This window comes from Micromonospora sp. DT228, from assembly GCF_049841595.1.
In the GTDB taxonomy this organism is placed as follows: Bacteria; Actinomycetota; Actinomycetes; order Mycobacteriales; family Micromonosporaceae; genus Micromonospora.
In genome coordinates this window covers 479992-494874 of the sequence record NZ_JBNCKO010000002.1, presented here as the reverse complement: position 1 = coordinate 494874, position 14883 = coordinate 479992, and the positions used below count along the sequence as shown (strand labels likewise).

At 71.0% G+C, this 14883-nt stretch carries 14 protein-coding genes; 7 read left to right on the top strand and 7 right to left on the bottom strand.

Going from position 1 to position 14883, the window contains the following annotated elements:
• The 3 genes from ACLQ29_RS05615 to ACLQ29_RS05605 form a co-directional block, all read right to left on the bottom strand.
• Positions 1-1836: a 3-hydroxyacyl-CoA dehydrogenase family protein gene (locus tag ACLQ29_RS05615; protein ID WP_425770515.1), complete on the bottom strand. Its 1836-nt coding sequence runs from the start codon at positions 1834-1836 to the stop codon at positions 1-3.
• 126 nt (positions 1837-1962) lie between these two features.
• On the bottom strand, positions 1963-3027 hold the full coding sequence (locus ACLQ29_RS05610; protein WP_425770513.1) for an alpha/beta hydrolase: 1065 nt from the start codon (positions 3025-3027) through the stop codon (positions 1963-1965).
• 100 nt (positions 3028-3127) lie between these two features.
• Entirely contained in the window at positions 3128-3493 is a 366-nt protein-coding gene (locus ACLQ29_RS05605; protein ID WP_393375819.1) for an FHA domain-containing protein, read from the bottom strand.
• Positions 3494-3799: 306 nt separating this feature from the next.
• Between ACLQ29_RS05605 and ACLQ29_RS05600 the strand changes: the two genes are divergently transcribed.
• Complete coding sequence (locus ACLQ29_RS05600; protein WP_425770512.1) at positions 3800-5296, top strand: aldehyde dehydrogenase family protein; 1497 nt, start codon at positions 3800-3802, stop codon at positions 5294-5296.
• An 80-nt stretch (positions 5297-5376) separates the two neighbouring features.
• Entirely contained in the window at positions 5377-6036 is a 660-nt protein-coding gene (locus ACLQ29_RS05595) for a class I SAM-dependent methyltransferase (protein WP_425770511.1), read from the top strand.
• 5 nt (positions 6037-6041) lie between these two features.
• Here the strand turns inward: ACLQ29_RS05595 and nucS are convergent, their stop codons facing one another.
• Positions 6042-6701: an endonuclease NucS gene (gene nucS / locus ACLQ29_RS05590; RefSeq protein WP_357246312.1), complete on the bottom strand. Its 660-nt coding sequence runs from the start codon at positions 6699-6701 to the stop codon at positions 6042-6044.
• A 71-nt stretch (positions 6702-6772) separates the two neighbouring features.
• Here nucS and ACLQ29_RS05585 point away from each other — a divergent pair, with 71 nt between their 5' ends.
• Together ACLQ29_RS05585 and ACLQ29_RS05580 are read left to right on the top strand one after the other, a co-directional pair.
• Entirely contained in the window at positions 6773-7390 is a 618-nt protein-coding gene (locus ACLQ29_RS05585) for a DUF4126 domain-containing protein (RefSeq protein ID WP_425770510.1), read from the top strand.
• Positions 7391-7558: 168 nt separating this feature from the next.
• Positions 7559-7855 (top strand): DUF1540 domain-containing protein, encoded by a 297-nt coding sequence (locus ACLQ29_RS05580; protein ID WP_393375808.1) that lies wholly within the window; start codon positions 7559-7561, stop codon positions 7853-7855.
• A gap of 16 nt (positions 7856-7871) precedes the next feature.
• Here the strand turns inward: ACLQ29_RS05580 and ACLQ29_RS05575 are convergent, their stop codons facing one another.
• Positions 7872-9878 (bottom strand): protein meaA, encoded by a 2007-nt coding sequence (locus ACLQ29_RS05575; protein ID WP_425770509.1) that lies wholly within the window; start codon positions 9876-9878, stop codon positions 7872-7874.
• A 152-nt stretch (positions 9879-10030) separates the two neighbouring features.
• Between ACLQ29_RS05575 and ACLQ29_RS05570 the strand changes: the two genes are divergently transcribed.
• Positions 10031-10882 carry an ABC transporter ATP-binding protein gene (locus ACLQ29_RS05570; protein WP_393375803.1) on the top strand — a complete coding sequence of 284 codons (852 nt, stop codon included), beginning with the start codon at positions 10031-10033 and terminating at the stop codon, positions 10880-10882.
• Positions 10879-11724: an ABC transporter permease gene (locus tag ACLQ29_RS05565; protein WP_425770508.1), complete on the top strand. Its 846-nt coding sequence runs from the start codon at positions 10879-10881 to the stop codon at positions 11722-11724. The genes ACLQ29_RS05570 and ACLQ29_RS05565 overlap by 4 nt, the downstream gene beginning before the upstream one ends.
• Positions 11725-11764: 40 nt before the next feature.
• Here the strand turns inward: ACLQ29_RS05565 and ACLQ29_RS05560 are convergent, their stop codons facing one another.
• Complete coding sequence (locus tag ACLQ29_RS05560) at positions 11765-12613, bottom strand: 3-hydroxyacyl-CoA dehydrogenase family protein (protein ID WP_425770507.1); 849 nt, start codon at positions 12611-12613, stop codon at positions 11765-11767.
• A 222-nt stretch (positions 12614-12835) separates the two neighbouring features.
• Here ACLQ29_RS05560 and ACLQ29_RS05555 point away from each other — a divergent pair, with 222 nt between their 5' ends.
• The gene (locus ACLQ29_RS05555; protein ID WP_425770506.1) at positions 12836-13429 is read left to right on the top strand and encodes a hypothetical protein; all 594 of its coding nucleotides are present in this window, start codon (positions 12836-12838) and stop codon (positions 13427-13429) included.
• Here the strand turns inward: ACLQ29_RS05555 and ACLQ29_RS05550 are convergent.
• Entirely contained in the window at positions 13420-14853 is a 1434-nt protein-coding gene (locus tag ACLQ29_RS05550) for a serine/threonine-protein kinase (protein WP_425770505.1), read from the bottom strand. The two genes, ACLQ29_RS05555 and ACLQ29_RS05550, sit on opposite strands and share 10 nt — an antisense overlap.
• Positions 14854-14883: the final 30 nt, after the last annotated feature.

The window sequence follows — 14883 nt, the reverse complement described above, 5'->3', positions numbered from 1 at the left end:
TCAGCGGTGCGAGTGGTCGCGGAAACCGCGGCGGGTCTTGCGACCCAGGTAGCCGGCCGTGACCAGGTGCTCCAGCAGCGGCGCGGGCGCGAAGCCCGGCTCGCGCAACTCCAGGTACAGCTCGCGCTGGATCGCCAGCGCGATGTCCAGCCCGACCACGTCGAGCAGTTCGAAAGGGCCCATCGGGTAGCCGCAGCCGAGCTTCATGGCGTGGTCGATGTCGTCGGCGGTCGAGTAGCTGGCCTCGAGCATCTTCACCGCGTCGTTCAGGTAGGGGAAGAGCAGCGCGTTGACGATGAACCCGGACCGGTCACCGCAGACCACACCGGTCTTGCCCAGTGCGGCGCAGACGGCGCGGACGGTGGCGGTGGCCTCCGGGGAGGTGCGGATCGTGCGGACCACCTCGACGAGCGGCATGACCGGCGCCGGGTTGAAGAAGTGCAGCCCCACCACGTCGGCCGGTCGGTGGGTGGCCATCGCCACGTCGATCACCGGCAGGGACGAGGTGGTGGTGGCCAGCACCACGCCGGGCTTGCAGATCTCGTCGAGGCTCGCGAAGAGCGCCTTCTTCACGCTCAACTCCTCGACCACCGCCTCGACCACCAGGTCGACGTCGGCGAGGTGGTCGAGGGTGGCCGACCAGCCGATCCGGCCGAGTGCGGCGTCCCGGTCGGCCTCGGTGAGCCGGCCGCGCACCACGCCCTTGTTCAGCGAGGTCTTCACCGCCTCGCAGACCGTCGCGGACTTCTCCGCGCCGCGGGTCACCGACACGACCTCGTAACCGGCCTTCGCGAAGACCTCGATGATCCCGGTGGCCATCGTCCCGGAGCCCACAATGCCGACTTTGGTCACGACTGCGGGGCTCGCAAGCTCACTCCTCGCGCTCCCGATGCCGACCTCCGCGTAGATGGCCCGCGCGCCGTCGGCGACCGCCGCGTCCGTCGCCCCATCAGGTACGACCACCGGCGAGCCGGGCCGCTCGTAGGTATAGAAGCCCCGACCGGACTTCCGACCGAGCAGACCCGCCGTCACCATCTGCTTGAGCAGCGGCACCGGCGCGTGCCGGCGGTCCCGCCCGCCGCGCCGGTACATGGTGTCCAGAATCTCGTACGCGGTGTCCAGGCCGATCAGGTCCATCAGCGCCAGCGGGCCCATCGGCAGGCCGCAGCCGAGCTTCATCGCGGCGTCGATGTCCTCCCGGGCGGCGTAGTGCGACTCCACCATGGCGACCGCGTGGTTGAGGTAGCCGAAGAGCAGCGCGTTGGCGATGAAGCCGGCCCGGTCGTTGATGGTGACGTCGACCTTGCCGAGCCGGGCGCAGAGGGCCTCGACATCGGCGACCACCTCGGGCGAGGTGACAACGGTGCGGACCACCTCGACAAGCTTCATCACCGGGGCCGGGTTGAAGAAGTGGATGCCGATCACCTGGTTGGGCCGGGTGGTGGCCACCGAGATCTCGGTGACGCTCAGCGACGAGGTGTTGGTGGCGAGGATGGCCTCCGGCCGGCAGACCCGGTCCAGTTCCGCGAAGATCCGCTGCTTGAGGTCGAGGTGCTCGGGCACCGCCTCGATGACCAGGTCGACGGAGTGCAGCGCGGGCAGCCCGACCGCGAAGTGCACCCGCTCGTGCAGGGCGTCGCGGTCCGCCGGGGCGAGCTTGCCCTTGGCGACCGCCCGGTCGGTGGAGGCGGTGAGGGTGGCCCGGCCGCGTTCCAGCGCCGGCTCGGAGATCTCGACCGCGACCACGTCGATGCCGTTGCGGGCGAAGACCTCGACGATGCCGGCACCCATGGTGCCCAGCCCCACCACACCCACGGTGCTGAACTCGCGCGCCACGACCGGCCTCCCCAGACACTCCGCACGGCCCCTGAACGGCCGCTAAGGCTTTGCGCGCGAGTCTGCCATGTGACGCTTGGTTGTCGAGACGCCGTGGCCTATTTCACCGCCGACGGCGTGGGGCCGCTAGGCGGCGGGTCCGGTGGTCAGTGCCAGCAGTTCCGCCACGAACTCCGCCGGCCGTTCCAGGTGCGGGCTGTGTCCGCAACCGGGCAACACCACCTCCTGGTACGTGCCGCCGGCCGCCGCGTACCGCTCCAGCACCGACCGGGTCTGGCCGACCATCGGCTGCGGCGGGCAGCCCTCCTCGCCGGGCCAGCCCAGCACGAGACCCAGCGAGCCCAGGTACGCCAGGTCGAACAGCGAGGTGTCCGAGACGATGACGTCGGCGTCGCCGCGTACCCAGGTGACCGGGGGCTTGTCGGCGACGGCCACCAGCTCGTCGGCGAGCCGGAACCAGGTCGGCGCGAGCGCGTTGAGCACGCCGCGCTTCCCCGGCGCGGTGCCCGGCCAGTTCTCCGACGGCGCCGCCGTGCCCGGGTAGTTGTCGTCCCCGGTGGCGGTGGAGAGCACCGTGTCCAGGAGCAGGTCCTCGTCCGCGCCGAGCGCCGCCGGATCGGCCACATAGGTGGCGCGCAGGACGGCACGTGGGCTGGCCGGGTTGTCCGTGCTCCGATCGCCCGCGGCGAGCCGGGCGACGAAGTCCGGGTTCGCCGTGCCCGCGCCGGTGCCGGCGAAGTCGGCAGTGGTGGGTGTGCCGGTCAGGTCGCGGGTGCCACCGAAGCCGTACGGGGAGACCGGCGCCGCGAGCAGCAACGCGCCCACCCGGTGTGGGTGGTCGACGAGCAGTGACATCGCCACTCCGCCGCCGAGGGAGTGCCCGACCACCACCGGGCGGGCGTCGGTGGCGCCGAAGAGCGTCGGGTCGTCCAGCAGGGCGGCCACGTCGTCGGCGAAGTCCCGCAGGCCCCGGGTGGCGTCCACCGGGGCCGTCGCGGAGTCGCCGTAGCCGCGCAGGTCGGGGGCGACCACCCGCAGCGTCGGCGGCAGCCGCCGGACCAGCGGCTCCCAGAACAGCGCGGACGAGCAGTTGCCGTGGATCAGCAGCACCGGGATGCCGTCCGGTGGCCCGGCCACCCGGACCGCCTGGGTGATGCCGTTCGCCGTGACGCTCCGCTGCTCGGTTTCCATCCGCGGGATGGTGCCACGCCCCCCGGAGCCGGTCCAGGTGGCTGACAGCCATCCCGGACGCGGCCCAGGTGTGGGCCACGCCCGGGTCGGCGTGCGTCGGTCAGCGGCGGGCGCCGGGCGGCGCGGCCAGCGGCAGCGGCAGCGTCGGTCGGACGTCCCGCCGGGACGGGCCGAAGCTGAGCCCCACCGGGTCGGTGTGTGCCACCCCCGGGTCGAACAGGCGCAGTTCGGTACGGCCGAGTCGGATCACGTCGCCGTCGGAGAGACGCTCGACGTCGGTGATCCGGCGGTCGTTGAGCCAGGTGCCGTTTGTCGAGCCGAGGTCCCGCAGCGACGGGCCCTCCGGGGCCAGCCACACCTCCGCGTGGCGGCGGCTCAGGTGCGGGTCGCTGATGACGACGTGGCCGGTCGGTGCCCGACCGACCACCTGCGGTTCGACCCGAAGTCGAAAACTCGCTCCGCGCATCGGCCCACCCGCCACCGTCAACAGCGGCATAAGTTCCGGATGTTCCTCCATGGACAGTCAGCCCTCCACCCCACACCGTTACTCCGCGCGTCAGCCTGCCATCAGACGGTAATCATCGACACCGACCGGCCGGTCAGCTCCTCGCCACCTCCCGGCTACCCGCCGTTCGACGATTCGGGCGGGTCGCGTTCACCATCAACAGCCTGACCTGCACTGACAAACGATCAGGCAAAGCGGTACGACTACGGGCCGCCAGGTTGCGATCCGGACCTACCGGCGAGTAATCCTCGGGTCTAGACTTCCGCCATGACGGCTGTGCAGGTCCCGGGTCTTCCGGTCATCGATGCGGGTCGGCTGGTCTCCACCAGCCCGGCCACCGGCGCTGAGGCCGGCCGCCTCCCGGTCGCGACCGACGCCGACGTGCGGCGGGCCGTCGAGGACGCCCGCGTCGCCGGGGGCTGGTGGGCCGGGCTCGGCTTCACCGACCGCCGCGAACGGATGCTGCGGTGGCGTGCGCTGCTCGCCAAACGCATCGAGGAGCTGGCCGAGCTGGTGCACGTCGAGGGTGGCAAGCCGACCGCCGACGCCATCGTCGAGATCGTCACCGCGATCGAGCACATCGACTGGGCTGCCCGCAACGCCAGCCGCGTGCTGGGCCCGCGTCGGGTGCGGTCCCGGCTCATCCTCGCCGAGTTCTCCGGTCACCTCGAATACCAGCCGCACGGCGTGGTCGGTGTGATCGGGCCGTGGAATTATCCGGTCTTCACGCCGATCGGTTCCGCCGCGTACGCGTTGGCCGCCGGCAACGCCGTGGTGCTCAAGCCGAGCGAATACACCCCGGCCGCCGGCCAGTGGCTTGTGGACAGCTTCGCCGAGGTGGTGCCCGAGCACCAGGTCTTCACCGCCGTGCACGGGCTGGGCGACGTGGGTGCCGCGCTGTGCCGCTCCGGGGTCGACAAGCTGGCCTTCACCGGTTCCACCGCCACCGCCCGGAAGGTGATGGCCGCCTGCGCCGAGACGCTGACCCCGGTGCTGATCGAGGGCGGCGGCAAGGACGCCATGATCGTCGACAGCGACGCCGATCTGGACGCCGCGGCCGAGGCGTGCGTCTGGGGCGGCATGACGAACGCCGGCCAGACCTGCATCGGCATCGAGCGGGTGTACGCGGTCGACGCCGTCTTCGACGCCTTCGTCGACAAGGTGGTGGCCCGCGCCGGTCGGTTGACCGTCGGGCCGGAGGGCACCGACATCGGCCCGATCACCATGCCCGCGCAGATCGACGTGATCCGCCGGCACATCGACGCCGCGATCACGTCCGGCGGGCGTGCCGTGCTCGGCGGCCCGAGCGCGGTGCAGCCGCCGTACGTGCACCCGACCGTGCTCGTGGACGTCCCGGAGGAGTCGGCCGCCGTCCGCGAGGAGACCTTCGGCCCGACGCTGACCATCAGCCGGGTCCGCGACGCCGACGAGGCCGTGACCCGCGCCAACGCCCTGCCGTACGGCCTGGGGGGTTCGGTCTTCGGCCGGCGGCGGGCGGTGTCCATCGCGCGGCGGCTGCGCTCCGGAATGGCCTCGATCAACTCCGCGCTGACCTTCGCCGGCATGTCCACCCTGCCGTTCGGTGGGGTCGGCGACTCCGGCTTCGGGCGGATCCACGGCGAGGACGGGCTGCGTGAGTTCGGCCGGGCCAAGGCGGTGACCCGCCGTCGGGCCCGGTCGCTGTTGCCGTCGATGACCTTCGAACGGACCCCGACCGACGTGGCGCGACTCGTCAAGGCCATCAAGGTCATGTACGGAAGGTGAGTGTCGGATAACCGATCTTCAGCGAAGATCAGCGTATCCACATGTTTATACGCGGTGTCGGCGGCGGTACATTGCGTTAAATGGGCCCCAATCGATTGCGCTACCGCCTTGTCGACAGCGACCAGTCGTGGAGTGCGCGGCGGCGCCGGCACCGCTCGGACTGGTTGGCACGCACTTTTCCCGACATTGGCGACATGCACGTGGTCGATCTCGGCGGCCGGCTCGGCACCTGGCACCGCGCGACGGTCCGCCCGGCCCGGGTGACAGTCATCAACCTGGAGCAGCCGCCCGCCGTCGTGCCGGACTGGGCCCACGTCGAACAGGCCGACGCCTGCGATCTGCCCCCGCGCCTCGCCAGGACCGATTACGACCTGGTCTTCTCCAACTCGGTCCTGGAGCATGTGGGCGGGCACGAACGCCGGCTGCGCTTCGCCGCGGCCGCCCGCGCGATGGCCGACCGGCACTGGGTGCAGACGCCCTACCGCTACTTCCCCATCGAGCCACACTGGATCGCGCCCGGGATGCAGTTCCTGCCGGTGCGACTGCGCACCGCGCTCGCCCGCCGCTGGCCGCTGGGCCACAAACCGACCCGCAGCCACGCCGCCGCCATCCACCAGGTGCTCTGGACCGAGCTGCTGGACCGCTCGCAGATGCGCCACTACTTTCCCGACTCGACAATGCTCGTCGAGCGGGCGTTCGGCCTGCCCAAGTCGCTGATCGCGGTGCGTGCCGGCGGGTGAGCCGATCAGAAGAGCGTCAGTTCGTCCTTCTCGATGCCCCGCAGCCGGTCGTAGTTGACGACCACGCACCGGATGCCCCGGTCGGCGGCGAGCACCCGGGCCTGCGGCTTGATCTCCTGCGCCGCGAAGACCCCGGCCACCGGGCTGAGCAGCGGGTCCCGGTTCATCAACTCGAGGTATCGGGTGAGCTGCTCCACACCGTCGATGTCACCGCGCCGCTTGACCTCGACGGCGACCGCACCTGAGTTGGCATCCCGGCAGAGCAGGTCGACCGGGCCGATCGCCGTCATGTACTCGCGACGGACCAGCGTGAACCCCTCGCCCAACGCACCGGGGTTGGCGGCCAACAACTCCTGCAGGTGCGCCTCCACCCCGTCCTTGCGCAGGCCCGGGTCCACACCCAGCTCGTACGAGGTGTCCTGGAAGATCTCCTCCAGGGTGATCCGCAGCTCCTCGCCGGCCTTGTTGACCACCCGCCACACCCCGGGGGCCTCCTCCAGCCGGCAGGGCGGGCTCATCCAGTTCAACGGCTTGTACGCCCGGTCGTCGGCATGGATCGACACCGACCCGTCCGCCTTCACCATCAGCAACCGAGTGGCCGGCGGCAGGTGAGCCGAGAGCCGTCCGACATAGTCCACCGAGCACTTCGCAATGACCAACCGCACCCGACGAGGGTAGCCGAGGACCCACCGGTCGCCGCCGAGCGGCACTGGCGCGTCGGTGCGATGCTGAGACAGTGTTCGAAGTCCTCACCGGCACCGGCCTCGCCGCCTCAGCGGGGCTGAACGCCTACATACCCCTGCTCGCCCTCGGCCTCCTCGGCCGCTACACCGACCTGATCGACCTGCCCAGCGGCTGGACCTGGCTCGGCAACGGCTGGGTCATCGTCATCCTGGCCGTGCTGCTCGCCGTGGAGATGGTCGCCGACAAGGTGCCCGTCGTCGACCACATCAACGACGTGGTGCAGACAGTGGTCCGACCCACCGCCGGTGGCCTGGCCTTCGGCGCCGGATCCTCGTCGGAGACGGTGACGGTCAGCGACCCGGGGAGTTTCTTCTCGTCGCACCAGTGGGTGCCGGTCGTCACCGGCGTGCTGCTGGCGTTGGGCGTACACCTGCTCAAGTCCGCGGCCCGCCCGGTCATCAACGCGAGCACGGCCGGGTTCGGCGCACCGGTGGCCAGCACCGCCGAGGACGCCACGAGCGTGGTGGTCTCCCTGGTGGCGATCATCCTGCCGGTGCTCGTGCTGGCCTTCCTGCTCGGCCTGGTGGCCTTCGTCTACTGGTTCCTCCGGCGACGCTCCGCGCGCCGCCGGGAACGCGAGGCGGCCCGCGCCGCCGGCTTCCGCGTCTGACCCTTGATCGGCGCGGTTTCCTGGAAACCGGGCCACCCCGCAGCGGGACGCCCCGCCTCCGGAAGCCGGAGTCGATCACGCTGGGCACCGGATCGGCGGCCCGCCATATCGGGGTTCCGGGGGCCGGCAAATGCCTAGGATCAGGGCAAAGGCCTAGAGGAGGTTGGCATGACTGCAGCGTTGGAGATGCCCCGAGTCCAGGAATGTGTCGTTGCCGCTTGCGCGTACAACCAGTCGGGCGACTGCCACGCCTTCGCGATCACGATCGGCAGCATGGATCACGCGCACTGCCACACCTTCGTCGAGTCGCCGATCCGGGGCGGCGTGGACGGAATGACCGCCCAGGTCGGCGCCTGCCAGCGTTCCGACTGTCGGCACAACGAGCAGTTGGAGTGCCACGCGTCGTCGATCAAGGTCGGCCCGGACAACGACCTGGCCGACTGCATGACCTACGCCGGCCGCTGACCCGCCCACTGCGGGGTCAGGGCAGGTCGTTGGCGTGCCGGATGACCGTCACCAGGTCGTCGATGATGTCGGTGAGGGCGAAGTCCCTCGGGGTGAAGACCCGGGCCACCCCGGCCGCCCGCAGCGTGTCGGCGTCACCGGCGGGGATGATGCCGCCCACGACCACCGGCAGGTCCGCCCGTCCGGCGGCGCGCAGCCCGTCCAGCACCGCGGGCACGGCGGCCAGGTGGGACCCGGAGAGCACGGACAGCCCGACCAGGTCGACGTCCTCCTCGACGGCGGCGGCGACGATCTGCCCCGCGGTCAGCCGGATGCCCTGGTAGACGACCTCGAAGCCGGCGTCACGGGCCCGTACCGCGATCTGCTCCGCGCCGTTCGAGTGCCCGTCCAGGCCGGGTTTGCCGACCAGCAGCCGCAGCCGGCCGCTGCCCAACTCGCGGGCGGTGGCGACGACCCGCTCGCGGACGGCGGCGAGGCCCGGGGCTCCGCCGCTGCCGGTGGCGCCGGCCAGGCCGGTCGGCGCCCGATACTCGCCGAAGACCTCCCGCAGCGCACCGGCCCACTCGCCGGTGGTCACCCCCACCCGCGCGCACTCCAGGGTGGCGGGCATCAGGTTGGCGGTGGTCGCGGCGTCCGCGCGCAGCCGGGCCAGTGCCGCGTCGACCGCGTCCGCGTCCCGATCGGCCCGCCACCGCCGTACGCCCTCCGCGGCGGCCGCCTCGACCGCCGGGTCGACCTGCTCGACGGCCTCCGCACCGGCGGCGGTCAGCGGGGAGGGTTCGGTCTCGGCGTACCTGTTGACCCCGACCACCACGTCCGCGCCGGACTCCATCCGTCGGCGGCGTTCGGCGAGCGAGGCGACAAGCGCGCTCTTGAGGTAGCCGGTCTCCACGGCGGCGACCACACCGCCCAGCTCCAGCACCTTGTCCAGCTCGACCCGCGCCCCGGCGACGACCTCCTCGACGAGCGCGGTCATCACGTACGAGCCGGCGAAGAGATCGGGATATTCGAGCAGATCCGACTCGTACGCCAGGACCTGCTGCATCCGCAGCGACCACTGCTGGTCCCACGGCCGGGGCAGGCCGAGCGCCTCGTTCCAGGCGGGTAGCTGCACCGCGCGGGCCCGCGCGTCGCGGGACATCGTCACGCCGAGCATCTCCAGCACGATGCGCTGGATGTTGTTCTCCGGCTGCGCCTCGCTGAGGCCGAGCGAGTTGACCTGCACGCCGTAGCGGAAGCGCCGTTGCCGGGCCTCGGTGATCCCGTACCGGTCCCGGGTGATCTCGTCCCAGAGCACGCCGAACGCGCGCATCTTGGCGACCTCCTCGACGAAACGCACACCGGCGTTGACGAAGAACGAGATCCGCTGCACCACGTCGCCCATCCGCTCGGCCGGCACCTGACCTGCGTCACGGACCGCGTCGAGCACGGCGACCGCGGTGGCCAGCGCGAAGCCGACCTCCTGCACGGGCGTGGCCCCGGCCTCCTGGAGGTGGTACGAGCAGATGTTGACCGGGTTCCACCGGGGCATCGTCTGGAGGGTGTGGGCGATGACGTCGGCGGTGAGCCGCAGCGACGCGGCCGGCGGAAAGATGTAGGTCCCCCGGGACAGGTACTCCTTGATGATGTCGTTCTGGGTGGTCCCGGAGAGCATGTCGGCGGTCGAGCCCTGCTCCTGGGCGACGATGCCGTAGAGGGAGAGCAGCCACATGGCCGGGGCGTTGATGGTCATCGAGGTGTTCATCTCGGCGAGCGGGATGCCGTCGAAGAGGGCCCGCATGTCGCCGAGGTGGGCCACCGGCACGCCCACCCGGCCGACCTCACCGACGGCCAGCTCGTGGTCCGGGTCGTACCCGGTCTGGGTGGGCAGGTCGAAGGCGACCGAGAGGCCGGTCTGGCCCTTTGCCAGGTTGCGACGGAAGAGGGCGTTCGTCGCGGTGGCCGACGAGTGGCCGGCGTAGGTGCGCATCAGCCACGGGCGGTCCCGCTCTGGCAGACGCAGCGCAGATGCCGTCTCATCCATGGCTGGAGCTTAAGTTACCGTCCGGTAAAACGGGCTGTGGAAAACCACACAGGTCCATGTCGGGGACGTCCGGGGGCGAAGCGCCCGCGGTGGCGCGCACCGCTACACCCCGGGGCACCGGGGCGACCGGGTCAGGGCGCACACTTGACGACATGGATGACGAGCTGGCCATCTCCGTCCGCGGGCTGCGCAAGGCGTACGGCGACAACGTCGCGGTGGCGGGCGTGGACCTCGACGTACGCCGGGGCGAGGTGTTCGCGTTGCTCGGGCCGAACGGCGCCGGCAAGACCACCACCGTGGAGATCCTGGAGGGTTACCGACGCCGGGATGCCGGCGAGGTCTCGGTGCTCGGCACGGACCCGGCGCATCCGGACGCCGACTGGCGCTCGCGCGTCGGCATCGTGCTCCAGGGCACCGGCGAGTTCGACGAGTTGACGGTGGCCGAGGTGATCCGGCACTTCTCCGGCTTCTATCCCGACGCCGACGACCCGGACAAGGTGATCGCGCGGGTCGGGCTGGCCGACAAGGCGAAGGCCCGTACGCACACCCTCTCCGGCGGGCAGAAGCGCCGCCTGGACGTGGCGCTGGGCATCGTCGGTCGCCCCGAGCTGCTCTTCCTCGACGAGCCGACCACCGGCTTCGACCCGGAGGCGCGCCGCGAGTTCTGGGAGCTGATCCGCGATCTCGCCGCGGCGGGCACCACAATCGTGCTGACCACCCACTACCTGGACGAGGCGGAGGCGCTCGCCGACCGGGTCGGGGTGATCGCCGGCGGCCGACTTGTCGAGGTGGCCGCCCCGAACCAACTGGGCAACCGGCAGGAGGCCCTCGCGACGGTCTCCTGGCGTACCCCGGACGGGACGCCGGAGAGTGCGCAGAGCGCGACGCCGACGGCCCTGGTGGCCGAGCTGGCCGCGCGTTACGGCGGCGAGGTTCCCGGCCTCACGGTGACCCGGCCGACCCTGGAGGACGTCTACCTCACCATGATCGGACACGCGCGATGACCACCACGACGAAGCCGACGACGCCTGTCGCCGCGACCCCGGGCCGTCGGCCGTCGGCCGGCGCGCTCGCCCTGCGTCAGGGCCGACTGGAGATCACCCAGTTCCTGCGCAGCCGGGAGTCCGTGGTCTTCACCATGGGCTTCCCCATCATCATGATCCTGATCTTCGCGTCGATCTTCAGTGGGGAGATCGGGGGCGGGGTCAAGTTCACGCAATACTTCATCACCGGCATGATCGCGACCGGCCTGATGACGGTGAGCTTCCAGAACCTCGGCATCTGGATCCCGATCGAGCGGGACCGGGGTGTGCTCAAGCGCTACCGGGGCACGCCGATGCCGAAGTGGGTCTGGTTCGCCGGCAAGGTGATCATGGTGGTGGCGATCGGCATCGCCGAGACCGTGTTGCTGCTGGCCGTCGCGGTGGCGTTGTTCGACCTCGACCTGCCGGGCACCGCCGCGAAGTGGTTCACCTTCGGCTGGGTCGCCGCGCTCGGGGTGACCGCCTGCACCCTGTGCGGCATCGCCATCTCGTCGTTGGCACGCACCGCCCGCAGCGGCTCGGCCGTGGTCACCCCGGTCGCCCTGGTCCTCCAGTTCATCTCCGGGGTTTTCTTCGTCTTCACCGACCTGCCCACCTGGATGCAGCAGGTGGCGGCGCTGTTCCCGCTCAAGTGGATGTGTCAGGGGCTGCGGTCGGTGTTCCTGCCGGAGAGCTTCGGCGCCCAGGAGCCGGGCGGCTCGTTCGAGCTGGGCCGGGTCGCCCTGGTGCTGGCCCTGTGGTGCGTGATCGGCGTGGTGCTCTGCCTGACCACCTTCCGCTGGACCACCAAGCGCGACGGCTGAGTGGTCGACCGGGGCGGGCGCCCGCCCCGGTCGCCGTGACTCAGTACGTGTAGAAGCCCTTGCCGGTCTTGCGGCCCAGGTCGCCGGCGGTGACCATCCGCTGGAGCAGCTCCGGCGGAAAGAACTTCTCGTCGGCCGTGTCGGTGTAGATGTTCTTCGAGGCGTGCAGCAGCACGTCCACGCCGGTCAGGTCGGTGGTGGCCAGCGGGCCCATCGCGTGCCCGAAGCCCAGGCGGCAGGCCGTGTCCAGGTCCTCGGCGGACACCACGCCGGACTCCACGAGCTTGACCGCCTCCATCACCAGCGCGGAGATCAGCCGGGTGGTGACGAAGCCGGCGATGTCCCGGTTGACGACCACCACCGTCTTGCCGATCTCCTCGGCGAAGGCCCGCGCGGTGTCCAGCGTCGCGTCGCTGGTCTTGTAGCCGCGCACCAGCTCGCAGAGCTGCATCATCGGCACCGGGGAGAAGAAGTGGGTGCCGACGACCGCCTCGGGCCGCTCGGTCACCGCGGCGATCTGGGTGACCGGAATGGCCGAGGTGTTGGTGGCGAGCACCGCGTCCGCCTTGCAGATCTTGTCCAGGGCGCGGAACACCTCGTGCTTGATCTCCAGCCGCTCGAAGACCGCCTCGACCACGATGTCCGCGTCCGCCGCCGCCTCCAGCTCGGTGGTCGGGGTGATCCGGGCGAGCGTCGCCTCGACCTCGGACACCTCGATCTTGCCCTTCTCGGCGAACTTCTCCAGTGACTTCCGGATGCCGCCGAGCCCACGGGTGGTGGCCGCGTCGTCCAGGTCGCGCAGCGTCACCTGCCAGCCGGCCTGCGCCGCCACCTGAGCGATGCCGGAGCCCATCAAACCCGCCCCGACGACCGCGAGTCGACCCGCCATCTGCTTCTCCCTCGCTGCGATTGAGTGCCTCACTGCACCCTAGTCGGCGAGCCTGAACGATGACTAAGCGAGTTGTCGGGCGGTCGACGTCGGCCGTGACATGATGCCCCGCGCCGGCGTGACAAATTAACGACTCCGCGCGGCGAACAAAACCGCCCGCGGGCGCATCGAACCCTACGACAGCAACCCAGTGCGATGAGCCAGGAGTCAACGATGCGTGCAATGCCTGTGGTCGGAACCCTCACCTGCCTCCTGTTCGTGGGGGCGTGCGCGTCACCCACGCACCGCAGCGGTGGCGCGGCGCCGGCCGGTTCCCCGGAGCAGACGGCCAGCGCGCCCACCACCGGGACGCCGGCGTCGTCCGCGCCGCCCGCGCCGTCCAGCGACGCCGCCAGCACCGCCCTCGTCCTGGGACCGAACGGGCTCGGCCCACTGAAGCTCGGCATGCCCCGCCAGCAGGCCACCGCGACGGGACTGCTGCGCCCGTTCACCGACTTCGTGGGCGAGTGCGCGCCGGCACAACTGAAGTCCGCCCCGACCGACGAGGGGAATGTTTTCCTCTCCCGGACGCTCGGGATCGCCACCATCGCCGCGTACGGCAGCATCAAGACGCCCGAGGGAGCGCGAGTCGGCATGTCCAGCGCCGACATGCTTCGCGTCTACCCGGGGTGGGCGGCGGCCGATGGGGACGCGACAAACGGTCGCGGCGTCGTCAAGGCCCCCGGCAACAACAAGGCCGTCTACCGCATCGAGACCGTCAAGGGCACCGTGGCCCAACTGACCCTGCAGTACGCGAACCAGAACTGCTACGAGTAGACGGACCCGAACCGGCCGGCCTGCGGCGCCAGCGAGCTGGACATCCGCAGGCCGGCCAGGATCTCGTCGGTCAGGTCGGCGTCGCCGACCTGTTTGATCTGCAGGTAGACGCCATAGCCGCGCTGCGGCACCGAGAGCACCACCTCGCTGAACGAGACCGAGGCGCCGCACGATGTCCACCGCCGTACCCGTGCCTGGTTACCGCCCACGTCCACGGTCCGGTCGGGCTGCCGGACGCAGGAGGTGTGGCCGGGCAACGCGGGTGCCGCGCCGTCGGCAAGCAGGGCCCTGCTCGCACCGATGAACACACCAGGTATCCCGCTCGCCGGATCGGGCCAGACGTCAAGATCCGGGGCGACCACGAGACCCGGCGCCTGGCCAGCGGGAAGTCGCAGCACCGAAGGATCCCAGCCGGCATCCCTCACCTGGCCGGCCCAGCTCGACGGCACCGCGACCGACAGCGCGCCAAGGGCATCGTGGACGCGTACCCAGCCCGACCCTGCCGGCGATGTGGAGCTGGATCCCGCAGTCGTCAGCAGCGCGACAAGTGCGACAGCGACGCCGCCGACCCGTGCCAACCGCCGCACGACCCGGCCACGGCCCGTGTCCCGGTCCATCGCCGCGATGACCCGGTGCAACTCCTTGCGCAGCACCGCGGCGGACGACCAGCGTTGCCGGGGGTCCGGATGCAGCGCACGTCGCACCAGATCGTCCACCGTGGACGGGATGCCGGGCCGCACCTGGGACGGCCTGGGCAACGACCGCCCGCCCCGGCCGGCGCGGCTGGCCTGGTCGGGAGGGCTCCCGGTCAGCATGTGGTACATGGTCGCCCCGATGGCGTACACGTCGGCGCGGATGTCCAGCCCCCCACCGGGGGTGGCCTGCTCGGGCGGCATGTAGCCGGGTGTGCCGGCGGCGATGGTGAAGCCGGACGCGTTCGCGAGCGCCTTGGCCAGGCCGAGGTCCGCGACGAGTACCCGATCCCGACCCGCGGCCGGCTGAAACAACACATTCGACGGTTTGAGGTCCCGGTGCAGCACACCGGCCTCGTGCAGCACCGTGACGGCACTTGTGATGTCGGCCGCGACCAGCAGGGCCTCCCGTACCGGCATCGGCCCCGAGACGAGCCGATCCGCGAGGGTGCCGCCGGCCGCGTACGGCATCACCAGATACGGCCGCCCGTCCGGCAGCTCACCGACGTCGAGCACACGCACGAGCAGGCTGGAATCCGTCCGCCGCATGATCCGCGCTTCCTGCTCGAAGCGTTCCCGCAGATCGGCGTGGTACGACCAGTTGTCCGCCAGCACCTTGATCGCCACCGACGCGTCCAGGGCATCGTCCGCGCCGAGCCACACGGTGGCGAACGCTCCGGAACCGATACGCCGCAACACGCGATATCGGCCGATCTTGTCGGGTACTGACACGCCCGTATTATGACCTCCAATACGGGGAGG